The sequence below is a fragment of the Lysobacter sp. ISL-50 genome, assembly GCF_018612875.1.
Taxonomy (GTDB): domain Bacteria; phylum Pseudomonadota; class Gammaproteobacteria; order Xanthomonadales; family Xanthomonadaceae; genus Lysobacter.
The window spans coordinates 1-23,896 of sequence record NZ_JAGGRI010000053.1 but is presented as its reverse complement, the minus strand read 5'-3'; the positions used below and the strand labels follow the sequence as shown (position 1 = coordinate 23,896).

The following is a 23,896-nucleotide window of genomic DNA, read 5'->3' as shown; positions in this document are numbered from 1 at the left end:
TTTCGACGATTGGTCGGGGAGACAGGATTCGAACCTGCGACCTCTACGTCCCGAACGTAGCGCTCTACCAGACTGAGCTACACCCCGACTTCGTGAGCCGCAAATTCTAACGATACCCACGGGGCCGGCGCAAGGGGGCGGTGCGAAGAAATTCGCGGCGATGCGCCCATAGCCCGCTGCGACGGTGTTTTTGCCTGGATGCCGGCCGCGGCGCGAGCCACGGGCGGGGGCGGACGTTAGACTATCGGCGGCGCTCAATCCGCCGGCGCCAGCGCTCGCAGCGCCGCCGGCACGCCCCGGCCCGCAATCGACGTACGTATTGGAGTTTCGCTTGATCAAGCCTCGCACCCCGCCCGGGGTCATGGAGCTGTTGCCCCGTGACCAGATCGCGTTTCAGCGCATGCTCGACACGATCCGGCGCAATTTCGAGCGGTTCGGCTTCCTGCCCGTGGAAACGCCGGTCATGGAACTGACCGAGATGCTGCTGACCAAATCCGGCGGCGAGACCGAGCGGCAGGTGTATTTCGTCGAATCCACCGGCTCGCGCGAGAAGAACGCGCAGGCCGGCGGCGCGGCGCTGCCGGAACTGGCGCTGCGCTTCGACCTGACCGTGCCGCTGGCGCGCTACGTCGCCGAGCACGAGCATCACCTCGCATTTCCGTTTCGCCGTTACCAGATGCAGCGCGTCTATCGCGGCGAGCGGCAACAGGCCGGCCGTTATCGCGAGTTCTACCAGTGCGACATCGACGTGATCGGCAAGGACTCGCTGAGCGTTCGCTACGACGCCGAGCTGCCGGCGGCGATCTATGCGGTGTTCTCCGAGCTCGACATCGGCGCCTTCACCATCCAGCTCAACAATCGCAAGCTGCTGCGCGGCTTCTTCCAGGCCCAGGGCGTGGAAGACGGCGAGTTGCAGGCGCTGGTGCTGCGCGAGGTCGATAAGCTCGACAAGCGCGGCGTCGAGTATGTGCGCGACACCCTCACCGGCGCGGACTTCGGCCTGTCGGCGGACGCGGTCGCGACCATCCTGAGTTTCGTGGAAACGCGTTCGACCTCGCACGCCGATGCCCTGGCCAAGCTGGCGGCCCTGGGCGAAGGCAACGACGCGCTGCGCGAAGGCGTGGCCGAACTGCGCGAAGTGCTGGAACTGATCCGCGCGCTGGGCGTGCCGGAGCAGAACTACGCGCTGAATTTCTCGATCGCGCGCGGCCTGGATTACTACACCGGCACCGTCTACGAAACCACCCTCAACGATTTTCCGGGGCTGGGGTCGATCTGTTCCGGCGGCCGTTACGAGAACCTGGCCAGCAACTACACCAAGTCCAAGCTGCCGGGCGTGGGCATCTCGATCGGCCTGACCCGCCTGTTCTATCAGCTGCAGAAGGCCGGCATCGTCAGCACCGCCGACAGCAGCGTGCAGGTGCTGGTCACGCAGATGGACGACGCGCTGCTGCCGCACTGCCTGGCCTTGGCCAACGAGTTGCGCCACGGCGGCCTCAACACCGAAGTGGTGATGGAAGCGTCCAGGCTCACCTCGCAGTTCCGCTACGCCGACCGCGCCGGCATCCGCTTCGTGGTCGTGCTGGGCGAGGACGAAATCGCCAAGGGCACCGCGACGGTCAAGGATCTGCGACGCGAAGACCAGTTCGAAGTACCGCGCGCCGAGCTGGCGCGCACGCTGCGGGTCGAGCTGGAACAATCGCGGGTCATGAAGAAATAGGCATGCGGGAAACCGGCATGCGCAAGTCGGCCGGGTGCGCGGGCCGTGTCGTCGTCGCGGATCGCACGATCCCGGCGCCGGCCGTTCGCGAGTCCGGTCATCGGAGCCACGCACGCGCAGGCGCGCGCGGCTCCCGTCACCTGGTTCGCCGCGCGCCGGATCGCGATCCGGCACCGAGGCGAACCGATTCCACGCCGCGGCGAGCACCTGCCGCCGCGGTTCCCAATGTTGTATTGACGCACCGACTCCCGAGTACGCTCGGCCGGGTTTAACCGTTCGCGGTCAGGCCCGCCGTTCAGATGATCGCCAGGGTGCGAGGCGAGGTTACAAATGAACAAGATTCAGCTCGACGGCCGTTCGCTGACGCGGTCGCAACTCGTCGCCGTGGCTTACGGCGCCCAGGTCGAACTAGCCGCGGCGCAGCTGCCGGCGGTGGCGCGCGCGGCGGATTTCCTCGCCGAGCAAGTGCGCCGCGAGGAACCCATCTACGGCGTGTCCACCGGCTTCGGCAGTAACGCCGACCGCCTGCTCGGTTCGCATCATCTGCGCGATCAGCTGCCGGGCGCGAAGCGCTCGCAGGAAACCCTGCACGAAGAACTGCAGCGCAATCTGATCGTCACCCACGCGGTCTGCGTCGGCGACGCGTTCGCTCCCGAGATCGTGCGCGCGATGCTGTGCATCCGCGTCAACACCTTGATGCGCGGCCACTCCGGTATTCGCGTGGAGACCCTGCAGGCGCTGACGGCGATGCTCAACGCCGGCATCGTGCCGGTGGTGCCGCAGCTGGGTTCGGTCGGCGCCAGCGGCGATCTGGCGCCGTTGTCGCATCTGGCGATCGTGCTGCTCGGCGGCGGCGAAGCCTTCTTCGCGGGCGAGCGCATGCCCGGCGCGCAGGCGCTGGAACGCGCCGGCCTCAAGCCGGTCAAGCTGTCGTACAAGGAAGGCCTGGCGCTCAACAACGGCACCGCGCAGATGCTGGCGTGCGGCGTGCTCGCGCTGGCGCGACTGGAAGACATGCTCGACACCGCCGATCTGGCCGCGGCGATGACCATCGACGCCTTCGCCGGCCGCCTGGGCGCGTTCGCCGAGGAAGTGCATGCGCTGCGTCCGCATCCGGGCCAAGTGCAGGTCGCGGAGAATCTGCGCAAGCTGCTCGATGGTTCCACCCTGGCCGATATTCCGTATCACCTGGTGCCGCGTTTCCGTCCCTGGCTGCCGCAAAGCTGGGACACCGAAGCGGCGCAGCAGCTCAGCTTCGACATCGGCTGGGATTGGGTGCCGTTCGGCCAGCGCCACGGCCGCGAGAAGTTCTACAACCGTTTCCGTCCGTTCCGCGGCGGCAAGAAGCATCAGCCGCAGGACAGCTATTCGCTGCGTTGCATCCCGCAGGTGCACGGCGCGGTGCGCGACGCCATCGCGCAGGCCGCGCGCGTGCTTGAGATCGAACTCAACTCGCTGACCGACAATCCGATCGTATTCCCGGACGCCAAGGCCGAGCACGTCGAGCAGCAGGTGATCTCGGCCGGCCATTTCCACGGCATGCCGCTGGCGCTGGCGATGAGCTACGTCAAGGCCGCGATCCCGGTGTTGGCGAGCATCTCCGAGCGCCGCCTCAACAAGCTGGTCGATCCGGCCACCAACGACGGCCTGCCGGGTTTCCTGATCGGCAACGAAGACGCAACCGAATCGGGCCACATGATCGTGCAGTACACCGCCGCGGCGATCGTCAACGATCTGGCCAGCCGCGCGCATCCGGCGTCGGTCTATTCGATCCCGACCAGCGCCAACGCCGAGGACCACGTGTCGATGGGCGCGAATGAGGCGCGCCACGTGCTGGCGATGGCCGACGACTTGGGCAAGGTGCTGGCGCTGGAGCTGTACACGGCCGCGCAGGCGCTGGATCTGCGTCGCGACATGATCAACGCCGCGCGCGATCTGGCCGATCGCGCCGACGCCGCCACCTTGGCCGCGAAGGTGTTCGGCGGCCCGGCCGCCGATTCGTCCGAGCATGCCGGCTTCATCGCCGAGGTCGAGGGCTTGCGCGCCGAGTTGTCGGCGGCGGCGGAGTTCCGTCCCGGCCGCGCGGTGGCGATCGCGCACGCGAAGCTGCGCGAAGCGATCGCGTTCCTGGATCACGATCGCGCGCTGGACGGCGAAGTGGCGACGGCGGTGCGGCTGGTGCGCGACGGCACGGTGTTGTCGGCGGTGCGCGCGGGTATGCGCGACTGACGCGGTGCCGCACAAGTTGCCTGGCCCCTCTCCCGCTGGCGGGGGAGGGGTTGGGGTGAGGGGCGCTCTTCGCGCCGTTTCGAAGTCTTTTGTAGGAGGGGCTTCAGCCCCGATGCTCTTTTCTCAGATCGCCCGAATGATGCGCTTCAAGCGATGAGGCTTGACGGCTATCTGAGCGAAAAGCATCGGGGCTGAAGCCCCTCCTACAAAATCAAGCCGCCGCCGCGCCCCATACCCGCACGCAATCGCGTCCCTCGGCCTTGGCCAGATACAGCGCCTGATCGGCGAACTGCAGCGCCGCTTCCACGCCCATGTCCGCGTCCGGGGTGATCTCGTGCACGCCGATGCTCGCGGTCACCGGGATGTCGTGGCTGCGGCTGGGGCAGGGCTGCGAACGCAGGCGCAGGCGCAGGTCTTCGGCCACGCGCGCGCCGCTGTCCAGGTCATGATCGGGCAGCACCGCGACGAATTCCTCGCCGCCGAAGCGGGCCAGCAGGGCGTGCTGCGGGATCAGCACTTGCGCGATCAGGCCCGCGGCCCAGCGCAGGCATTCGTCGCCGACCAGATGGCCGTGGTGATCGTTGATCTGCTTGAAGTGATCCAGGTCGATCATCATCAGCACCAGCGGCCGGCGCTGACGCCGCGAGCGATGCAGCAAGGCCTCGAAGGCTTCGCGGAAATGGCTGCGGTTGTGCAGGCCGGTCAGGCCGTCGCGCTGCGAGGTCTCGCGCAGGCGCGTATGCGCGTCCTCCAACTGTTCCAGCGTGCTGCGCAGCTCCATGGTGCGTTGTTCGACCTTGTGCTCCAGCTGCTCCTTGGCCTCGCGCACCACCCGTTCGTTCTCGTTGCGCAGCGAGGCGTAGCGATAACCCAGCGCCACCGACAGCAGCAACATCTCCAGCGCCGAGCCGATCTGCACGCCGTATTCGGTGATGAACATCTTCGGCAGCAGGTCGAAGGCGATCGCCGCGAACATGCCGGTGCCGAGCAGGAACGCCGACCACGCCAGCAGGAACAGCCGCGCCGGCTTGTAGCCGCGGCGCAGCACCACGATGGTCTCCACCGCGATCCAGGCGATGCTGACGAACACCGCGGCCGAGGCGATCGGCGTGGCGATGCGATACGGAATCTGCGTGGCCGCCAGCCCCAGCAGCACGAAGAACGCGATCATCCCCAGGCCGACCCGGTCGCCGAAACGCCATCGCTGCGCGAGCCCGAGGAAATTGCGCGCGAACTGCTGCATGCCGACCTGGGCCAGGCAGATCGACAGCGGCACCGAGTGATCGGCCAGCCACGGCGAGTTCGGCCACAGATATTCGAAGCCCAGGCCGTTGAGGGTCAGCAGCACCAGGCCGAACGCGCAGATATGCAGCAGGTACCAGAAGTAGCTGCTGTCGCGCAGGCTCAGCCACAGCACCAGGTTGTAGAAGAACAGCGCGACCAGGATGCCGTAGTACAGGCCGATGCCGAATTGCGCATCGCGCGCCAGTTCGGTGAAGGCGTTGGGCGTGTACAGGGTCAGCGGCACCTGCATCGAGCTTTCGCTGCTCACGCGCACATAGATATCGACGATGCGGTCGGGCGGCAGATCGATCTGGAAGTTCGGGTGGCGGTAGCGGATGGTGCGCGAACTGAACGGCAGGCTGTCGCCGCCGGCCTGATGCGCGACCGCGCCGTCGCGCGGCCGGGTGTACACATCCAGGCGATCGCTGAGGGCGAAGCCCTGCACCAGCAGCCAGTGCGGCACCTCGGCGTTGCGGTTGAGCGCGGCGATGTGGAACCAGAACGCGCCGCGCTGGAAGCCGAACGAGCTGTTGTTGTTCGGCACCGGCTTGAAGCGGCCCTGCGCGTGCAGGCGCTGCGCGCCGGCCAGATCGAGCCTGCCGTCCAGGTCGTGGTGGTAGGCGGTGAACGGCGCCAGCGCGACCTCGCGGGTGGACCGGTCCAGGTCCAGCACGCTCTGGGCGAGCGCCGCCGGAGTCCAGCATGCGGCGAGCAGGCACAGCAGCGCGAGCAGCCACGCGCGCGAAACGGCGTGGCGCGGGCGGCGCGAGGTGGAGGCGGGGATCGTATTCATCTTCCTTGGTCGGTTCCGACGCAGGCCATTGCGTCGCGGCGGGGCGGGGCGTCGGGGCTGCGGAAGGTACGGCTCGGGCGCATGCCTGAATTCTTAACGCAAATCCGTCGCCACTCAGGCCGTCTTGACGACCGTTCGGCGGATCGATAATGTATTAACGCGTTAGTACATTAGTGCGTCTGTGCGGGCCCGGGCCAGCTCCCGGCCCCGAAGCAGGCGCCTTCCCACCGTCTTCCACGTTCCAGGCCGGGCGGCCGCAAAGCCCGCCGGTCCGCTCCGAAAGCCACGCCGGCAAAGGTTCTCCACGATGAAGCGCCGCTCCACCGACAGCGACCAGATTGAAGATTCCATCGCCGACCTGGCGATGGCGCTGGCCGCGTTGCGCACGCCCGAACAGGTGCGGGCCTTCCTCGAAGACCTGTGCACGCCGGCCGAGCTGGAAGCGATGAGCGACCGCTGGCGGGTGGTGCCGCTGCTCAGCGAAGGCGTGCCTTACCGCGAAATCCACGACCGCACCCAGGTCAGCGTGACCACCATCGGCCGCGTCGCGCGGGTGTTCGAACGCGGCGCCGGCGGCTATGCCGCGGCCCTGCACCGGCGCGCGGCGCGCCATCGCTGACCGCCGCGCACTTCCTTATCGCGCATGCCGCCGGCCCGTTGCTCGCTTCCCCCATCGCCCGATCTTCTTTCCGAGACCCGTTCATGAGCCCTCCCGCCAGCGCCGCAGCGCGTGACCGCCTGCGCATCGCGATCCAGAAGTCCGGCCGCCTGGCCGAACCTGCGCGCGCCCTGCTCGCGGCCTGCGGCCTGAGTTGGCGCGAAAGCCGCGACCGCCTGTTCTGCTATGGCGAAACCTTGCCGGTCGATCTGCTGCTGGTGCGCGACGACGACATCCCCGGTCTGATCGCCGACGGCGTCTGCGATCTGGGCGTGGTCGGCCGCAACGTGCTGCTGGAACAGGATGGCGACCGTCGCGGCAGCGGCCGCGCGCCGGCGTTCCGCGAATGGCGCCCCCTCGGCTTCGGCGGTTGCCGGCTGGCGCTGGCGGTGCCCGACGCATGGCAATGGGAAGGCCCGCAGCAGCTGGCCGGCAAGCGCATCGCCACCAGTTATCCGGCGCTGTTGTCGCAATGGCTGGCCGAGCAGGGCGTGGACGCGCAGGTGGTGCTGCTGTCGGGTTCGGTCGAAATCGCGCCGCGCCTGGGCCAGGCCGAGGCGATCTGCGACCTGGTGTCCAGCGGCGCCACCCTCGGCGCCAATCAACTCAAGGCGGTGCAGACGCTGATCGAAAGCGAGGCGGTGCTGGCCGGGCCGATCGACGGCTTCGACGATGTGCGCGGCGAACTGGCCGACCTGTTGCTGCGCCGCCTCGACGGCGCGATGCGCGTGCGCAACAGCAAGCTGCTGATGTTCCAGGCGCCGCGCAGCCTGCTCGACGAATTGCTGCCGCTGCTGCCCGATGCCGAGGCGCCGACGGTGATGCGCCTGGACAGCAGCGACGACATCGCCCTGCAGGCGCTGTGCCACGGCGCGGTGACCTGGCAGCGGCTGGAAGAACTCAAGCGCGCCGGCGCGCGCGGCCTGATGGTGCTGCCGGTGGAGGGCATGCTGGCATGAGCGGGTCGATGCAGCGCTACGACTGGAACGCGCTGGACGCCGACCAGCGCGCCGGCGTGCTGCGCCGGCCGGCGCAGGAAACCCGTCAGACCACCGCCGATGCGGTGGCGGACATCCTGGCCGCGGTGCGCAGCGAAGGCGACGCGGCGCTGCGCCGCTATGCGGAACGTTTCGACGGCGGCGCGCCGCAGCGCTTCGGCGTCGGCGAGGACGAATTCGACGCCGCGCAGGCCTCGCTGTCGCCGCAATTGCGCGCGGCGATCGACGAAGCCGCCGAGCGCATCCGCCTGTTCCACCAGGCCGGCATGACCCAACCCTACGCGCTGGACACCGCGCCGGGCGTGCGCTGCGAACGCGTGCTGCGGCCGATCCGCCGGGTCGGCCTGTACGTGCCGGCCGGTTCGGCGCCATTGCCGTCCACCGCGCTGATGCTCGGTGTCCCGGCGTTGCTGGCCGGTTGCCGCGAGGTCTCGCTGTGCACGCCGCCGCGTCGCGACGGCAGCGCCGATCCGGCGGTGCTGTATGCCGCGCGCTGCTGCGGCATCGCGCGCGTGTTCAAGGTCGGCGGCGCGCAGGCGATCGCGGCGATGGCCTTCGGCACGCAGAGCATCGGCCAGTGCGACAAGTTGTTCGGCCCGGGCAATGCCTTCGTCACCGAAGCCAAGCGCCAGGTCGCCCTGATCGAAGGCGGCGCCGGCATCGACATGCCGGCCGGGCCGTCGGAAGTGCTGGTGATCGCCGACGCCGGCGCCTATCCGGACTTCGTCGCCGCCGATCTGCTGTCGCAGGCCGAACACGGGCCGGATTCGCAGGTGATTCTGCTCAGCGACGATGTCGGCCTGCTGGACGCGGTCGATGCGGAGCTGGAGAAGCAACTGGCCAGCCTGTCGCGCGCCGACACCGCGCGCATCGCGCTGCGCTCGTCGCGTTCGATCCGGGTCGATTCGATCGACACCGCTCTGGAGGTCAGCAACCGCTACGCGCCCGAGCACCTGATCCTGGCGCTGCGCGACGCGCGCGCGCGGCTGCCGGCGGTCGAGGTCGCCGGCTCGGTGTTTCTCGGCGACTTCGCCCCGGAAGCGCTCGGCGACTACTGCAGCGGCACCAACCACGTCCTGCCGACCAGCGGCGCGGCGCGTTACGCCGGCGGGCTCAATGTCGCCAGCTTCCAGGTCGCGATCACCGTGCAGGAAGTGCAGGCGCACGGCCTGGAAGCCATCGGCGGCTGCGCGATGGAACTGGCCGCCGCCGAAGGCCTGGACGCGCACCGGGCGGCGGTGGCGATCCGCCGCGAGCATCTGCGCCGGGGCGCCGGGGTCCTCGACGGCCTCGCCGGCTCACGCGCCTGAGCGCGCCGGATCGATACGATAGGCAACGCGATAACTCCACGCTTCAAGATCGGGCACGAAGAACCGGACATGATCGACGACAACCCCATGAACCTGTTGCGCGAAGACCTGCGCGATTTCGCCGGCTACAGTTCGGCGCGCAGCGAAAAGCGCAGCGGCCGGGTCTGGCTCAACGCCAACGAAGCCGCCTGGCCCAGCGTCGCCGACGGCGAGGGCGCGGTGCGCCGCTATCCCGATCCGCAGCCGCAGCGCTTGCGCGAGTGCCTGGCCGAGTTGTACGGCTGCGCGCCGGAACAGCTGCTGGCCGGCCGCGGCAGCGATGAGGCCATCGACTTGCTCGTGCGCGGCTTCTGCCGCCCCGGCGGCGATGCCATCGTGATCACGCCGCCGACCTTCGGCATGTACGCGGTGAACGCGCGTTTGCACGGCACCCGCATCGTCGAAGCGCCCTTGCGCGACACCGCGGAGGGTTTCGCCTGCGATTTCGCCGCGATCGCGGACGCGGCCGAACGCGAAGCGGCCAAGCTGGTGTTCCTGTGTTCGCCGGGCAATCCCTCCGGCACCTTGTTGCCGCTCGATGAGATCGAAGCGCTGGCCCTGCGCCTGCGCGGCCGCGCGATGGTGGTGGTGGACGAGGCCTATATCGAATTCGCCGACGGCGCTTCGGCGGTGAGCCTGCTCGCGCGCCAGCGCAACATCGCCGTGCTGCGCACCTTGTCGAAGGCGCATGCGCTGGCGGCGGCGCGGATCGGCAGCGTGATCGCCGATGCCGGCGTGATCGCCGCGCTGCAACGCTGCCAGGCGCCGTATCCGCTGCCCACGCCGTGCGTGAATCTGGCGCTGCGCGCGCTGGCCGAGGTGCCGCGCAATACCACCAAGGCGCGCATCGCCACGGCGATGAGCGAGCGCGAGAAATTGCTGCAGGCATTGTGGGCGATGCCCGGCGTGCGCCGGGTGTATCCCTCGCAGGCCAATTTCCTGCTCGCGCGCTTCGACGATCCGCAGGCCGCGTTCGACGGTTTGCTCGACGCCGGCGTGGTGGTGCGCGATTTCCGCCACGCGCCGCAACTCGGCGATGCGCTGCGCATCAGCCTGGGCACGCCAGAGCAGAACGCGGCGGTGATCGAAGTGCTGAACCGGGTGGCGCGCACGTCTTGCGGAGCAGCGGCATGAGCGGGTTGACGCCGATTTTGTTCGTCGATCGCGACGGCACCTTGATCGAGGAGCCGGCCGATTTCCAGATCGACAGCTACCCCAAGCTGCGGCTGGTGCGCGGAGTGATCCCGGCAATGCTGAAACTGCGCGATGCCGGCTACGAGTTCGTCATGGTCACCAATCAGGACGGCCTGGGCACCGACTCGTTTCCGCGCTGGAGCTTCGACGGCCCGCATCAGCTGATGATGCAGATCTTCGAAAGCCAGGGCATCGTGTTCCGCGAAGTGCTGATCGACACCAGTTTCCCCGCGCAGAACCTGCCCACGCGCAAGCCGGGCATCGGTCTGGCGCTGCCGTTGCTGAAAGATCGCGGCATCGATTGGGAGCGCTCGGCGATGGTCGGCGATCGCGAGACCGACAACGGTTTCGCCGCCAACCTGGGCATCCGCGCGTTCCAGCTGCGCACCGGGCAGTTCGGCGGCGAGTGGGACTGGGCCGGCATCGCCCACGCGCTGGCCGACCGTCCGCGCACCGCGCGGGTGCGGCGCACTACGCGCGAGACGCGGATCGAGGTGGCGGTCGATCTCGATCGCGTCGCCGATCCCAAGGTGCACACCGGGCTCGGGTTCTTCGATCACATGCTCGAACAGATCGGCAAGCACGGCGGCTTCGCGCTCGAGTTGCGCTGCGAAGGCGATCTGCATATCGACGAGCACCACACCATCGAAGACAGCGCGCTGGCGCTGGGGCAGGCGCTGCGCGAAGCGCTGGGCGACAAGCGCGGGATCGGGCGCTATGGGTTCGATCCGCGGGCCGGGGTCAGCAGCGATGCAGTCGCGGCCAAGAGCGAATCCCCCCTGGCCCCCCTTTTGCAAAGGGGGGAAGGCGATTTGGGTGGTGCGCAGGTTGGGGAAGGCGAGGTGGGCGATTCGCAGGACGACATGAGTGCGCCGCAGGCGCAGGAATTCGTGCTGCCGATGGACGAAACCCTGGCGCGCGCCGCGCTGGATTTTTCCGGGCGGCCGTATTTCGTGTTCAGCGGCAGCTTCGCGCGCGAGCGGGTCGGCGACTTCCCGACCGAGCTGCTCCCGCATTTCTTCCGTTCATTGTGCGAAACCGCCGGACTCAATCTGAACCTGAACGTGGAAGGTGATAACGATCACCACAAAATAGAGGCCTGTTTCAAATCGGTGGCGCGCGCACTGCGTCAGGCGATCGCTCGTCAAGGGCGTGAACTGCCGAGTACCAAAGGAGTTTTGTGATGACGGTTGTAGCTGTCATCGATTCGGGGGGGGGGAACATCGGCTCAGTGCGTTATGCATTGGAGCGGCTGGGTGCGCGTTCGATTCTGAGCGCGGACCCCGCGACGATCGCCTCCGCCGATCGCGTGATCTTGCCGGGTGTGGGCGCCGCCGCCCCCGCGATGGCAAGACTGCGCGAACTGGAACTGGTTGCGACGATCCGCCGCTTGCAACAGCCGCTGCTCGGGATCTGCCTGGGCATGCAGCTGTTGTACGAGTCCTCGGAGGAGGGCGAGGTCGAGTGCCTCGGGCTTCTGCCGGGCCGGATCACCAGGTTGCAACCAGGACCAGGAGTACGTGTGCCTCACATGGGATGGAATCTCCTTCAGAAGCATGAATCGGCCGGAGCGCATCGCCTGCTTGCCGGCATCGGCGAGCACGACCAGGCCTATTTCGTCCACAGCTATGCCGCGCCACTGACCCCAGACACCCTGGCCAGCGCCAGCTACGGCACCCGCTTCACCGCCGTGGCCGGACGCGGACGCTGCTTCGGCGCCCAGTTCCATCCGGAACGCTCGGCCGCCGTCGGTTCGCGCCTGCTCGCCAACTTCCTGGCGCTGGAGGCGTGAACATGGGCAACAGCACCTTGTATCCCGCGATCGACGTTCGCGACGGGCGGGTCGTGCGCCTACACCAGGGCGACTACACGCAGGAAACCCGTTACGAGACCGAGCCGCTGGCCCTGGCCACCCGTTACGCCGAAGCCGGCGCCAAGTGGCTGCACCTGATCGATCTGGACGCCGCGCGCTACGGCGGCTACACCCTGGCGCCGCTGCTGCGCGCGATCACCACCTCCAGCTGGATGCGCGTGCAGACCGGCGGCGGCGTGCGCAGCGAAGCCGATGTCGAGGCGATCATCGACGCCGGCGCCGACCGCGTCGTGGTCGGTTCGCTCGCGGTCAAGGACCCGGACCTGGTCATCGGCTGGCTCAAGCGCTTCGGCTCCGAACGCATCACCATCGCCCTGGACGTGCGCCAGACCGAGGACGGCGCCTGGGAACTGCCGGTCGCCGGCTGGACCGAGGACAGCGGCGTGCGCCTGGAACCGTTGCTGACGCGTTACGCCGCGGCCGGCCTGCGTCATCTGCTGTGCACCGACGTTTCCCGCGACGGCACCATGACCGGGCCGAACCTCGACCTGTACCGGCACATCCACGAGATCGCTCCGGACGTGCAGCTGCAGGCCTCCGGCGGCATCCGCGACATCGCCGACATCGTCGCCGCCGACAACGTCGGCTGCAGCGGCGCGGTGCTGGGCAAGGCGCTGATCGAAGGCCGTTTCCAACTCACTGACGCATTGAAGCAGGTACGACGTTGCTGACCACCACACCCTTGAGCCGGCGCATCGTGCCGTGTCTGGACGTCCGCGACGGCCGCGTGGTCAAGGGCGTGCGTTTTCGCGATCACGTCGATATGGGCGACATCGTCGAACTCGCGCTGCGTTATCGCGACGACGGCGCCGACGAGCTGGTGTTCTACGACATCACCGCCAGCCCGCAGGGGCGCAGCGTGGATCGCGGCTGGGTCGAGCGCGTCTCGCGCGCGATCGACATTCCGTTCTGCGTCGCCGGCGGCATCCGTTCGGTGGGCGACGCGCGCGGCGTGCTCAACGCCGGTGCCGACAAGATTTCGATCAACACCCCGGCGCTGGAACGGCCCGAGCTGATCGGCGAAATCGCGGATGAGTTCGGCGTGCAGTGCGTGGTGGTCGGCATCGACAGCCTGCGCGATCCCGACGGCCAGTGGCGGGTGCGCCAGTACACCGGCGATCCCTCGCGCACCCAGGCTTTGGCTAAGCGCACGCTGGACTGGGTGGTCGAAGCGCAACGGCTGGGCGCGGGCGAGATCGTGCTCAACTGCATGGGCAGCGACGGCGTGCGCAGCGGTTACGACATCGAGCAGCTCAGCGCGGTGCGCGAAATCTGCCAGGTGCCGCTGGTGGCTTCCGGCGGCGCCGGAACCATCGAGCACTTCGGCGCGGTGTTCCGCGAAGCCGATGTCGATGCGGCGTTGGCGGCGAGCGTGTTCCACTCCGGCAGCATCCGCATTCCGGCCTTGAAGCAGGCGCTGCGCGAGCAGGGCGTGCCGGTGCGGGAACTGCACTGATGAGCGCGCTGACACCGCAGCAGATCGACGCGCTCGACTGGGACAAACAGCTGGGCCTGATCCCGGCCGTGGTCCAGGACGCGGCGAGCCTGCGCGTGCTGATGCTCGGCTACATGGACCGGGCGGCGCTGCAGGCCACGCTGGAAAGCGGCCACGTCACCTTCTTCAGCCGCAGCAAGCAGCGGCTGTGGACCAAGGGCGAAACCTCGGGGAATTTCCTCGACCTGGTGTCGATGGAAACCGACTGCGACCGCGACACTCTGCTGGTGCGCGCGCAACCGCACGGGCCGACCTGTCACCTGGGCCGCGAAAGCTGTTTCCCGAACGCGCCGGGCCATCCCGGCGACGCGCTGTCGTTCCTCGCCGAGCTCGATGCCTTGGTCGAACAACGCGAACGCGAACGCCCGGCCGGCAGCTACACCACCCACCTGTTCGACAAGGGCGTGCGTTCGATCGCACAGAAGGTCGGCGAAGAGGGCGTGGAGACCGCGCTGGCCGCGGTGGTCCAGGACGATGCCGCGCTGTGCGGCGAGGCCGCCGATCTGCTGTTCCATCTGCAGGTGCTGCTGCGCGCGCGCGGCCTGTCGCTGGGCGACGCGGTCGCGGTGCTGCGCGCGCGGCACGGGCAGCCGCATCGCGGGGCGCGGCCCGCGGATTGATTCCGGCGTTTCGTTGCCGGCATGGCGGCGCCAAACCGTGCGCTGCTGGCCTATCGCGGGCACGCCCTGACCACGATCGACGCATAATGCGGACACCTTTCGGAGTCCCGTATGCGCCCCATCGCGTCCGCCGCTGTGTTGCTTGCCCTGATCGCACCGGCCGCCTTGGCCGAGTCGCTTCCGCCGCCGTGCGAGGGCGGCCGCGTGTTCGAGGACCGCAACGGCAACGGCCGGCGCGATCCGGGCGAACCCGGCATGGCCGGGCAGCGCGTCTCCGACGGCGAAACCATCGTGCGCACCGATGCGCAGGGCCGCTACACGCTGCCGCTGCGCGATCGCAGCAGCCAGTTCCTGATCAAGCCGGCCGGCTATCGCGTCGCCGCGCGCGTCGACAGCGGGCTGCCGGATTACTGGCTCAACGTGAGCCTGAGCGCGCCGCCGCCGCTGAAATACGGCGGCATGCCGCAGGCCGCGGCGAGCTGCCGCGACTATGCGCTGGTGCCGCAGCGGCGCGGCGGCGCCGATCTGCGCGTGCTGGTGTTCGCCGATCCGCAGACCAAAAGCGCGACGGATGTCGATTACTACCGCCGCGATATCGTCGAGCCGTTGCTGGCGCAGCGCGCAGGCCAGGCCGCCGTCGCCGATCTGGGCCTGAGCCTGGGCGACATCACCCACGACGATCTGTCGCTGTATCCCAAGCTCAACGCCGTCACCGCCCGCCTTGGCGTACCGTGGCTGCATGCGCCCGGCAATCACGACCTGGATTTCGACGCCGGGCGCGATGAAGACTCGCTGCTGAGCTATCGCCACATCTACGGCCCCGACACCTATGCCTGGGAAGAGCCGCAGGCGAACTTCGTCGTGTTCGACGACGTGGTGTATCAGCCCGGCACCAAGCCCGACTACATCGGCGGCCTGCGGCCGGATCAGTTCGCCTTCCTCGAACGCTATCTGGCGAGCGCGGACAAGCGGCGTCTGCTGGTGTTGGCCATGCATATCCCGCTGTTCGACGCCGCGCCGGGGCGGGAGACGTTCCGTCACGCCGATCGCCAGCGTTTGTTCGATCTGTTGCGCGAGTTCCCGCACGTGTTGGTGATCAGCGGCCACAGCCATGCGCAGCGCCATGTGTTTCACGATGCGTCGGTGGGCTGGAAGGGCGCCCAGCCGCTGCACGAATACAACGTCGGCGCGGCCTGCGGCGCGTTCTGGTCGGGCGTGAAGAACGCCGACGGCATTCCCGACACCACGATGAGCGACGGCACGCCGAACGGTTATGCGCGGCTGCAGGTGAAGGCCGATGCCCGATACGAATTGAGCTGGTACCCGGCGAAAGCCGAGGCCAAGCCGCTCGCGCAGGCGGCCGCCGGCGCCGACACGATCCAGAACCGGGTGATGAACCGGTACCTGAGCCTGTACGCGCCCAAGACCCTGCGCCGCGGTTCGTATCCGATCCGCGGCGTGTTCGCGAACGTGTTCATGGGCCGCGACGACAGCCGGGTCGAATACCGCCTCGACGACGGCGAATGGAAGCCGATGAAGCGCGTCGATCAGCCCGACCCGGCGCTGCAGGCCGAGAACGCGCGCGACGACGAAGCCACCAACCTGCGCGGCTACGACCGCGCCGCGGTCGCCACGCCGAGCGCGCACCTGTGGAACGCGCCGCTGCCGACCGACCGCGCCGCGGGCGAGCATGCGATCGAAGTACGGGTGTTCGACGCCTGGCAAGGCGAGCAGCGCTTGCGCACCTCGTACCGTCTGCTGGAGGCCGCGCCGTGACTCCGACGCCGAAAGGTCCCGCGGACGATTTGCCGGTGATCGAGTTCGAGGACTCGGCCGCGTTCGAGCGTTGGCTGGAAGCCCGATCCGATGCCAAGGGCGTTTGGCTGAAGATCGCCAAGAAAGGCCAGACGGTGGTCACGGTGAACTACGAACAAGCGCTGGACGTGGCCCTGTGCCACGGCTGGATCGACGGCCTCAAGCGCGGTCTGGACGAGGTGTATTTTCTTCAGCGCTTCACGCCGCGGCGGCCCAGGAGTCTGTGGTCGAAAATCAATATCGGCAAGATCGAGAACCTGACCGCCGCCGGCCGCATGCGCGAAGGCGGGCAGCGCGAGATCGACGCGGCCAAGGCCGACGGCCGCTGGGACGCGGCCTACGATTCGGCGAGCAAGATCGAAGTGCCGGAGGATCTGGCCAAGGCCTTGGCCAGGCAACCCAAGGCGCGCAAGTTTTTCGACACCCTGGACAAGACCAATCGCTACGCGGTGCTGTGGCGGGTGCAGACCGCGAAGAAGGCGCAGACGCGCGCGGACCGGATCGAGAAGCTGGTGGCGATGCTGGCGCGCGGAGAAAAGATTCACGGCTGAGTTCGCGCCCGCCGCGCACTGAGCCCCTCTCCCGCCCTGCGGGAGAGGGGTTGGGGTGAGGGCCGCATCGCTCCATACGCCCAACCCCCCCATCAGGAATTGACGCGGGATTTACGCCCCGCGCCCGCCCGCGCATAGCGCCTTTACGCCCCGTCTTCCTACAGTGAACTCCAAGGCGCGCCGCTCCGAGCGCGCAGTGAGTCCCGACGTGTCGATCCTGATTCTGCGCGGCCCCAACACCGGCACCGCTGTCGATTCGATGGTCCCGCCGCTGGCCGGCGAAGTGCGCGCGACCCTGGTCGAGCGCGCCGCCGACGCCGGCAAGGCGATCGCGGTGCGCAGCTGCCGCAACGAAGGCGAGCTGATCGAATGCCTGCGCGGCATGCGCGCGGCCAATGCCGAACTGCTGCTGCTCGACCCGGGCGCGTGCCTGCCGGTCAGCGACAAGCTGCGCGGCGCGCTGGAGCAATTGCCGGTGCCGTACATCGAAGTCCACGACGACGACATGAACGCGCTGGAGCCGTCGATCGCGCCCGATTGCGGCCAGCGCCTGCGCCTGATCCACGGCTACGCCGCGCAGAGCTACACGCTGGCGCTGGCGATCGCGCTGGAACACCTGGGCTGCGCGGAAAGCGGCAACGACGTCCACGTCGGCACCTGAGCCGCGGCATCGCCATGAGCGCGCATTACTTCTATTTCGCCGACTACGAAATCCTGGTCGGCGGCCGCTTCATCGTGTGGGGCCAGACCACGCTCGATTACGCGCCGGCCGAGCCCGGCGCCTTCGATCCGGCCGAACTGCTCAACCGCATCCGCGCCCAGGCCGCGAACGAACACGGCGTGGAGCGCGATGAGGTGCGGGTGCGCAATCTGAGCCGGTTGTAAGCGGCATCGATGAAACGATCGCGGCGCGAGCCGCGACCGCGAAACTTCATCTGCGGCGAATGCAACATTCGCCGGATGAGATCACACCTCGATCTGATCGAACGCAGTCGCGCGCGGATGATCGTGGGTGGCCGCGCCTTCGCGCGGCGTCGGGTAATCGTCCAGGCGATCGATCAACACCGTTTCCAGTCCGGCCTCGCGCGCCGCGTCGAGTTCCTCGATCACGTCGGACAGGAACAGGATGTCGTGCGCGGGCAGGCCGATCGATTCGACGATGCGCTCATAGCTCGCCGCCTCGCGCTTGCTGCCGACTTCGGTGTCGAACCAACCCGAGAACAGCTCGGTCAGATCGCCGGCATCGCTGTGGCCGAACAGCAATCGCTGCGCCGGCACGCTGCCGGAGGAATAGACGTACAGGCGCAGCCCCTGGTCCTTCCACTGCCGCAGCGCCGGCGCCGCGTCGGGGTACATGTGCGAGGTGAAATCCGCGCTCTTGTAGCCGTCGGCCCAGATCATGCCCTGCAGCGCCTTGAGCGCGGTGTGCTTGCGGTCTTCGTCGATCCAGCCCTGCAGCACTTCGACGATCACCGAATCCTGGCAGGCGCCGCCGTTCTCCAGCGCGACCGTGTCCAGCCACTTGCGCACGCCCGGCTCGCGGCCGCGGGTGGCGACGAAGCCCGGCAGGGCGCGGCGCGCGTACGGAAACAGGACGTCCTTGACGAAGGAGATCGAACTGGTCGTGCCTTCGATGTCGGTGAGGATGGCGCGGATGGGCATGGGGAAGGCCGGCGTTGCGGGGAGAAGGGGGATTGTCGCCGTGATGGGCGGGTGGTGCAAAAACGGAGCGCGTGTTTGGAGGGGCAAATCCCCCGGCGCACGGGTTATGCGCAGACTGCGTGCTTTGCTGGGCGCCAGCCCCCTTTTTCAAAGGGGGCGAATTTAACGGCTTGGCTGTGTGGACAAAACGCCAGCGTCCCCGCCTTTGCAGTTCCCCCCTTTGAAAAAGGGGGGGGCAGGGGGGATTTGCTCTTTAGCCCCTCAAGCCGCCTGACCCTTCTCATAGCGAGGAAACTGCTGCGCCAGATCGCTGCCGGTGAAATGCCCGACCCAGCCGTCCGGCTCGGTGAAGAAACGGATCGCGACGAAGCTCGGCTGCGGGCCCATGTCGAACCAATGCAGGGTGCTGTCGGGCACCGAGATCAGATCGCCGGTCTCGCACTTGATCTCATAGACGTTCGGCTCGACGTGCAGGGTGAACAAGCCCGAGCCCGCGACGAAGAAACGCACTTCGTCTTCCTTGTGATAGTGCTCGTCCAGGAACTTGCTGCGCATCGCTTCGCGCTGCGGGTTGTCCGGGGCGATGCTGACCACGTCCACGGTCTTGAAACCGCGCTCGGCGACGAGACGGTCGATGTCGCCGCGATAGGCCTGCATGATCGCCTCGGGCGTGTCGCCCGGCTTGACCGGCTGGGTCGCGCGCCATTGTTCGAAGCCCACGCCGATCCTGGCCAGCTCATGCGCGATCTGCGCCTGGTCGGACGTGCTCAGGCTCGGGGCGTCGGGTTGGTCTTGCGGGAAAATGCGCAGCCGGCTCATCGCTGCAGCCTCCTGAGTTCGAGTTCGCATCCCAGCAGGAATTCGAACGCCTCCAGGTGGCGCCGGGCTTCTGGCATGTCGCGGCCCCAGGCGTACAGGCCGTGGCCGTCGATCAGGTAGCCCCACATCGCCTGCTTGTCGAGCGTGGCATCGACCTGGGCGGCGAGGGTGGGCATGTCCTGGGTGTTGGGATAGACCGGCAAGTCCAGCTCGGTGTCGTGAGTGGTGGTGCCGGCGAAGGCTTTCAACAGCTCGTAGCCTTCCAGATGCACGTGGCCCTGGCCGGCGTACAGGCGCGAGGCCACGGTCTGGGTCTGCGAATGGGTGTGCAGGACGCAGCCGATCTCGGGGTAGCGCTTGTACAGCTGGGTGTGCAGCAGGGTCTCGGCCGAGGGGCGATGGCTGGTGGCGACCGGCTGGCCGTCCAGGTCGACGACCATGATGTCGGCCTCGGTCAGCCGGCCCTTGTCGCGGCCGGAGACGGTGATGGCGACATTCTGGGCGTCGATACGGCGCGAGAAATTGCTGCTCGTGGCCGGAGTCCAGCCGCGCTGCGACAACTCGCGCACGTTGACGATGATCTCGCCGGCGCAGTGGGCGAGGCGTTGCGGATCGTAGGGCAGGGCGCTGTTCATGGGGCCAAGTTTAGCGCCCGGACGTGTCGCTTGCCTCGTTTTTGCGGCAACGCAGCGTTGCCGCGGAGCCGGGATCGGGGCGGCCGGGGCCGCGGTCCGAATCCCGGCGGCGCGCTATTGCCGGTTCTGCCGGGCCAGCTTGCTGTGGCGCATGCTGTAGGCGAAATAGATCACGAAGCCGATCAGCGTCCACACCGCCATCAGCATCCAGTTGTGCGCGGACATGGTGGACAGCAGGACCAGGCAGCTGATGATGCCGGCCAGGCAGATCGGCCAGGCGAAGGGAATCCGGAACGGACGCGGCAGGTCGGGCTGGGTGCGGCGCAGGATCAGCACGCCGGCGCAGACCGCGGCGAAGGCGATCAGGGTGCCCATCGAGGTCATGTCGCCGAGGATGTCGAGCGGGAACAGCGCCGCCAGCAGGGCGATGCCGATGCCGGTGATCACCGTGTTGATGTGCGGGGTGCGGTACTTGGGATGGATCTTGGTGAACACCGGCGGCAACAGGCCGTCGCGCGCCATGATCATGAAGATGCGCGGCTGGCCGATGATCATCACCAGCACCACCGACGACAGCCCGACCAGGGCGCCGACCTCGACCACCACCCGCAGCCAGTTCAGGCCGGCATGTCCGGCGATCGCGGTCACCACCGGCTCGTCGGTGCCCAGGGTCGTGTACGGCGCCAGGCCGGTCATCACCGCGGCCATGCCGATGTAGAGCACGGTGCAGATCGCCAGCGAGGCCAGCATGCCGATCGGCATGTCCTTCTGCGGCTTGTGCGATTCCTGCGCCGCCACCGACACCGCTTCGAAGCCGATGTAGGCGAAGAACACCATCGAGGCCCCGCGCAGCACGCCTTCCCAGCCGTACTTGCCGTGGCCTTGGGATTCGGGGATGAACGGGTGCCACAGCTCGGGATTGACGTACTTCCAGCCGACCACGATCACCAGCACGATCAGGCCCGACTTCAGCAGCACCATCGCCATGTTCATGGCCGAGGACTTGCGGATGCCCACGTAGCACAGCCAGGTCAGCAGCAGCACGATGATCGCCGCCGGGACGTTGGCGATCGCGCCGGTCGGGCGCAGCTTGGCGTCCAGCGGCGCCTGCACCAGCGCCGCCGGCAGGGTTATGTCGAAGTGCTGCAGCAGACTCAGGAAATACCCGGTCCAGCTGACCGCCACCGCGGAGGCGGATACGCCGTACTCCAATATCAGCATCCAGCCGATGAACCACGCGGCCAGCTCGCCCAGAGTGGCGTAGGTGTAGGTGTAGGCGCTGCCCGAGACCGGCACCATCGCGGCGAATTCGGCATAGGCCATCGCGCAGAAGGTGCAGCAGATCGCGGCCAGGACGAACGACAGCATGATCGCCGGGCCGGCGTGTTCGGCCGCGGCCTTGCCGGTGATCACGAAGATGCCGCCGCCGATGACCGCGCCGATGCCCAGCGCGGTCAGGCCCCACGGCCCCAGCGTGCGGTGCAGGCTCAGCCCTTCGGCCTCGGTGTGGGCGGCGTGCGGGTGTTTGGTCGCCCGAAGTTGTTCCAGCATGGTGCGGTTCTTCCTGATGCTGCGTGTCGCCGCCGGCTGCGATCTTTCCGCCCGTCATTCCCGCGAAGGCGGGAATCCAGAGACTTCAGAGTGGTGTCGCGTTGAAGCCCTGGATCCCCGCCTTCGCGGGGATGACGAGCTCAAGCGCACAGGCTCGAAATCGGATCGGATCGCAGTGGAAGCCTTGCTGCGGTGAAATGGAAAAAGGCCGGCGGGAGCACTCCCGCCGGCCTTGACTGCTTCGTGCCGATCAGGCCGCGTTGGACGCGAGCCTGCGCAGCTTGCTGTTGCGGTAGCCGTAGATGATGTAGATGAACACGCCGATCACGGTCCAGCCCACCATCAGGCGCCAATGCTCGGCGAAGGCCTGCCAGAACAGGAACAGGCACGCGGCGGCGCCGAGCGGGCAGACGATGAACGGGAACGGCACCCGGAACGGACGCGGCAGGTCGGGGCGGGTATAGCGCAGCACCAGCACGCCGATGCAGACGGTGGCGAAGGCCAGCAGGGTGCCCATCGACACCAGCTCGCCCAGCACGCTGATCGGGAACAGACCGGCCAGGGCGCAGGCGAAGATGCCGACGATGATCGTGCCCACGTACGGCGTCTGGAACTTCGGATGGACCTTGGAGAAGACCTTCGGAATCAGGCCGTCCTGCGACATCGTGAAGAAGATGCGCGGCTGGCCCATCAGCATCACCAGGATCACCGAGGACAGGCCGGCCAGCGCGCCGATCACCACGATGAAGCGCAGCCAGTTCAGCGCCGAATAATTGCTGAGCGCGGTGGCGACCGGCTCGGGCGTGTTGAGGGTGCGGAAGTCGGCGATGCCGGTCAGGGTCAGCGAGACCAGGATGTACAGCACCGTGCAGATCGCCAGCGAACCGAGGATGCCGATCGGCATGTCGCGCTGCGGATTCTTGGCTTCGCCGGCGGCGGTGGAGACCGCGTCGAAACCGATATAGGAGAAGAACACGATCGCCGCCGCGCGGGTGATGCCTTCCCAGCCGAACTTGCCCGGGCCCTCGTTTTCCGGAATGAACGGGGTCCAGTTGTCCGGATTGATGTACTTCACCGCGAACGCCAGGAACAGCAGGATCACGATCAGCTTGATGGTGACGATGATCGAGTTGACGAAGGCCGACTGGGTCACGCCGACGTAGCACAGGCCGCTGAGCGCGGCGACGATGCACACCGCCGGCAGATTGATCAGGGTGCCGGTGGCCTGGATGTGGCCGTTGACGAATTCATACGGCGCCGAGGCCAATGCCTTCGGCAGCGATATGTCCGTGCCTGTCCATCCGCCGACTAAATGCAACAGCTCGCTGAAATAACCCGACCACCCGACCGATACGGTGGAGGCCGCGAACAGATACTCCAGCACCAGATTCCAGCCGATGAACCAGGCCACGCCCTCGCCGAGGGTCGCATAGGAATAGGAGTAGGCGCTGCCCGAGACCGGCAGCATCGCCGCGAACTCGGCGTAGCACAGGCCGGCCAGGGCGCAGGCGAAGCCGGCGAGCATGAAGCTGATGACGACCGCCGGGCCGGCATGTTGCGCCGCCGCCTGGCCGGTGAGGACGAAGATACCGGCACCGATCACGCCGCCGATGCCCAGCATCACCAAGTGTTTGGAAGTCAGTGCGCGCTTCAGCGAATCTTCGCCGCCCAGACTGCCGTGGACTTCCCCGGCGTCTACGTGCGGCGCGGCTTGCACCGGCTTGGTGATGAACAGGCCTGTCGACATCGAACTCCCCTCTCTCTCGTAAGAAGTGATCTGTACCCGTCGTTCTGGCGACGACGATGACCGGCCTCCAGAGCGGGGCGGCGGGCCACCTTAACCTAGTGTTGAAATGGGCGGCAAGCGGACACGGTCATGGTTCCTGCGCCCATAATCACAGTCCGTATCCCCCGTCGAGCACCTTTTTACGCATGCCCGCGAAACATTCCGACGCCATAGGCGAACTTCGTTCCAATCTCATCGAATATGCGCGACTTTGGCCGGAAGAGGCCGAACATACGCAGCCGTTCCTGGAACTGCTCGACGAAGCGCAGCAGGCCGACCACGGGCCCGGCGGCGCGGCCGCGAGCGCCGATGGCGCGTCGCAGCATGCGATCGCGGGCGCCGCCGACCCGTTCATGCGCGAGCGACTGGCTGGCCACTTCACCGGCGGCGCCTGGCTGATCGACCGCGCGGGCCGCCGCGTCCTGCTGACCCATCACCGCAAGCTCGGCCGCTGGCTGCAACTGGGCGGCCATGCCGACGGCGACCGCGACCTCGCCCAGGTGGCTTTGCGCGAAGCCGAGGAAGAGTCGGGCCTGACCGGCCTGTCGGTGGACCCGGACTTGTTCGACGTGGACCGCCACTGGATTCCCGAACGCCGCGAGGTCCCCGGCCACTGGCATTACGACCTGCGCTACGTCGTGCGCGCCGGCGACAACGAGGACTACGTGATCAGCGAGGAATCGCTGGACCTGGCCTGGCGCGAGATCGCGGAACTGCTCGACGACCCGGGCAGCGACGACTCGATGCGGCGGATGGCGCGCAAGTGGTTGGCGCGCGCCGCGCTGAGCGAACCGGCGCCGGCCTGATCGTCGTCCACACCAAAGAATTGGTGGAAGGGCCTGCCTTTGTAGGAGGGCCTTCAGG

General features: G+C 67.8%; 22 protein-coding genes and 1 tRNA gene. 16 read left to right on the top strand and 7 right to left on the bottom strand.

The genetic code is table 11. The annotated features are described in order from the left end of the window. Positions 1 to 10 precede the first annotated feature (10 nt). Positions 11 to 87: transfer RNA gene (locus J7J50_RS22845), tRNA-Pro, on the bottom strand. Positions 88 to 331: 244 nt separating this feature from the next. Between J7J50_RS22845 and hisS the strand changes: the two genes are divergently transcribed. Further along, the gene (gene hisS / locus J7J50_RS22840) at positions 332 to 1,720 is read left to right on the top strand and encodes a histidine--tRNA ligase (RefSeq protein WP_083512872.1); all 1,389 of its coding nucleotides are present in this window, start codon (positions 332 to 334) and stop codon (positions 1,718 to 1,720) included. Between the two features lie 330 nt (positions 1,721 to 2,050). Continuing rightward, positions 2,051 to 3,949: an aromatic amino acid lyase gene (locus J7J50_RS22835; protein ID WP_215059139.1), complete on the top strand. Its 1,899-nt coding sequence runs from the start codon at positions 2,051 to 2,053 to the stop codon at positions 3,947 to 3,949. A 211-nt stretch (positions 3,950 to 4,160) separates the two neighbouring features. On the opposite strand, the gene J7J50_RS22830 is transcribed toward J7J50_RS22835, so the two are convergent. Then, positions 4,161 to 6,026, bottom strand: a complete 1,866-nt coding sequence (locus J7J50_RS22830) for a diguanylate cyclase (protein ID WP_215059141.1) — start codon at positions 6,024 to 6,026, stop codon at positions 4,161 to 4,163. A gap of 307 nt (positions 6,027 to 6,333) precedes the next feature. Here J7J50_RS22830 and J7J50_RS22825 point away from each other — a divergent pair, with 307 nt between their 5' ends. The 13 genes from J7J50_RS22825 (at position 6,334) to J7J50_RS22765 (ending at position 17,464) form a co-directional block, all read left to right on the top strand. Further along, entirely contained in the window at positions 6,334 to 6,645 is a 312-nt protein-coding gene (locus J7J50_RS22825; RefSeq protein ID WP_057942509.1) for a YerC/YecD family TrpR-related protein, read from the top strand. A gap of 83 nt (positions 6,646 to 6,728) precedes the next feature. Beyond that, the gene (hisG, locus tag J7J50_RS22820; protein ID WP_057942510.1) at positions 6,729 to 7,643 is read left to right on the top strand and encodes an ATP phosphoribosyltransferase; all 915 of its coding nucleotides are present in this window, start codon (positions 6,729 to 6,731) and stop codon (positions 7,641 to 7,643) included. Between the two features lie 8 nt (positions 7,644 to 7,651). Next, positions 7,652 to 8,992, top strand: coding sequence for a histidinol dehydrogenase (hisD, locus tag J7J50_RS22815; RefSeq protein ID WP_215059177.1), 1,341 nt, complete (start codon positions 7,652 to 7,654; stop codon positions 8,990 to 8,992). Between the two features lie 69 nt (positions 8,993 to 9,061). After that, complete coding sequence (hisC, locus tag J7J50_RS22810) at positions 9,062 to 10,165, top strand: histidinol-phosphate transaminase (protein WP_215059144.1); 1,104 nt, start codon at positions 9,062 to 9,064, stop codon at positions 10,163 to 10,165. A 5-nt stretch (positions 10,166 to 10,170) separates the two neighbouring features. Further along, complete coding sequence (hisB, locus tag J7J50_RS22805; RefSeq protein ID WP_215059179.1) at positions 10,171 to 11,409, top strand: histidinol-phosphatase; 1,239 nt, start codon at positions 10,171 to 10,173, stop codon at positions 11,407 to 11,409. After that, complete coding sequence (gene hisH / locus J7J50_RS22800; protein WP_215059145.1) at positions 11,409 to 12,017, top strand: imidazole glycerol phosphate synthase subunit HisH; 609 nt, start codon at positions 11,409 to 11,411, stop codon at positions 12,015 to 12,017. Before hisB ends, hisH begins: the two co-directional genes overlap by 1 nt. A 2-nt stretch (positions 12,018 to 12,019) precedes the next feature. Continuing rightward, on the top strand, positions 12,020 to 12,769 hold the full coding sequence (gene hisA, locus J7J50_RS22795) for a 1-(5-phosphoribosyl)-5-[(5-phosphoribosylamino)methylideneamino]imidazole-4-carboxamide isomerase (protein WP_215059148.1): 750 nt from the start codon (positions 12,020 to 12,022) through the stop codon (positions 12,767 to 12,769). Further along, on the top strand, positions 12,763 to 13,554 hold the full coding sequence (hisF, locus tag J7J50_RS22790; protein WP_251044442.1) for an imidazole glycerol phosphate synthase subunit HisF: 792 nt from the start codon (positions 12,763 to 12,765) through the stop codon (positions 13,552 to 13,554). The genes hisA and hisF overlap by 7 nt, the downstream gene beginning before the upstream one ends. Beyond that, positions 13,554 to 14,213, top strand: a complete 660-nt coding sequence (hisIE, locus tag J7J50_RS22785; RefSeq protein ID WP_215059150.1) for a bifunctional phosphoribosyl-AMP cyclohydrolase/phosphoribosyl-ATP diphosphatase HisIE — start codon at positions 13,554 to 13,556, stop codon at positions 14,211 to 14,213. The genes hisF and hisIE overlap by 1 nt, the downstream gene beginning before the upstream one ends. Positions 14,214 to 14,324: 111 nt before the next feature. Beyond that, the gene (locus tag J7J50_RS22780; RefSeq protein ID WP_215059152.1) at positions 14,325 to 15,989 is read left to right on the top strand and encodes a calcineurin-like phosphoesterase family protein; all 1,665 of its coding nucleotides are present in this window, start codon (positions 14,325 to 14,327) and stop codon (positions 15,987 to 15,989) included. Further along, positions 15,986 to 16,579 (top strand): YdeI/OmpD-associated family protein, encoded by a 594-nt coding sequence (locus tag J7J50_RS22775; protein WP_215059154.1) that lies wholly within the window; start codon positions 15,986 to 15,988, stop codon positions 16,577 to 16,579. The genes J7J50_RS22780 and J7J50_RS22775 overlap by 4 nt, the downstream gene beginning before the upstream one ends. A gap of 208 nt (positions 16,580 to 16,787) precedes the next feature. Next, on the top strand, positions 16,788 to 17,240 hold the full coding sequence (locus J7J50_RS22770; protein WP_215059157.1) for a type II 3-dehydroquinate dehydratase: 453 nt from the start codon (positions 16,788 to 16,790) through the stop codon (positions 17,238 to 17,240). 14 nt (positions 17,241 to 17,254) lie between these two features. Next, on the top strand, positions 17,255 to 17,464 hold the full coding sequence (locus tag J7J50_RS22765; protein ID WP_215059159.1) for a hypothetical protein: 210 nt from the start codon (positions 17,255 to 17,257) through the stop codon (positions 17,462 to 17,464). 81 nt (positions 17,465 to 17,545) lie between these two features. Here J7J50_RS22765 and mtnC read toward each other — a convergent pair whose 3' ends face one another. The 5 genes from mtnC to J7J50_RS22740 form a co-directional block, all read right to left on the bottom strand. Further along, positions 17,546 to 18,241, bottom strand: a complete 696-nt coding sequence (gene mtnC / locus J7J50_RS22760; protein ID WP_215059161.1) for an acireductone synthase — start codon at positions 18,239 to 18,241, stop codon at positions 17,546 to 17,548. Between the two features lie 261 nt (positions 18,242 to 18,502). Next, the gene (locus tag J7J50_RS22755; RefSeq protein ID WP_215059163.1) at positions 18,503 to 19,060 is read right to left on the bottom strand and encodes an acireductone dioxygenase; all 558 of its coding nucleotides are present in this window, start codon (positions 19,058 to 19,060) and stop codon (positions 18,503 to 18,505) included. Continuing rightward, positions 19,057 to 19,695 (bottom strand): methylthioribulose 1-phosphate dehydratase, encoded by a 639-nt coding sequence (locus J7J50_RS22750; protein WP_215059165.1) that lies wholly within the window; start codon positions 19,693 to 19,695, stop codon positions 19,057 to 19,059. Before J7J50_RS22750 ends, J7J50_RS22755 begins: the two co-directional genes overlap by 4 nt. A gap of 114 nt (positions 19,696 to 19,809) precedes the next feature. Further along, a complete protein-coding gene (locus tag J7J50_RS22745; protein ID WP_215059167.1) occupies positions 19,810 to 21,246 on the bottom strand; it encodes an amino acid permease in 1,437 nt (478 codons plus the stop codon). A 250-nt stretch (positions 21,247 to 21,496) separates the two neighbouring features. After that, on the bottom strand, positions 21,497 to 22,993 hold the full coding sequence (locus J7J50_RS22740; RefSeq protein ID WP_215059170.1) for an amino acid permease: 1,497 nt from the start codon (positions 22,991 to 22,993) through the stop codon (positions 21,497 to 21,499). Between the two features lie 185 nt (positions 22,994 to 23,178). Here J7J50_RS22740 and J7J50_RS22735 point away from each other — a divergent pair, with 185 nt between their 5' ends. After that, positions 23,179 to 23,838 carry an NUDIX hydrolase gene (locus J7J50_RS22735; RefSeq protein WP_215059173.1) on the top strand — a complete coding sequence of 220 codons (660 nt, stop codon included), beginning with the start codon at positions 23,179 to 23,181 and terminating at the stop codon, positions 23,836 to 23,838. Positions 23,839 to 23,896 lie beyond the last annotated feature (58 nt).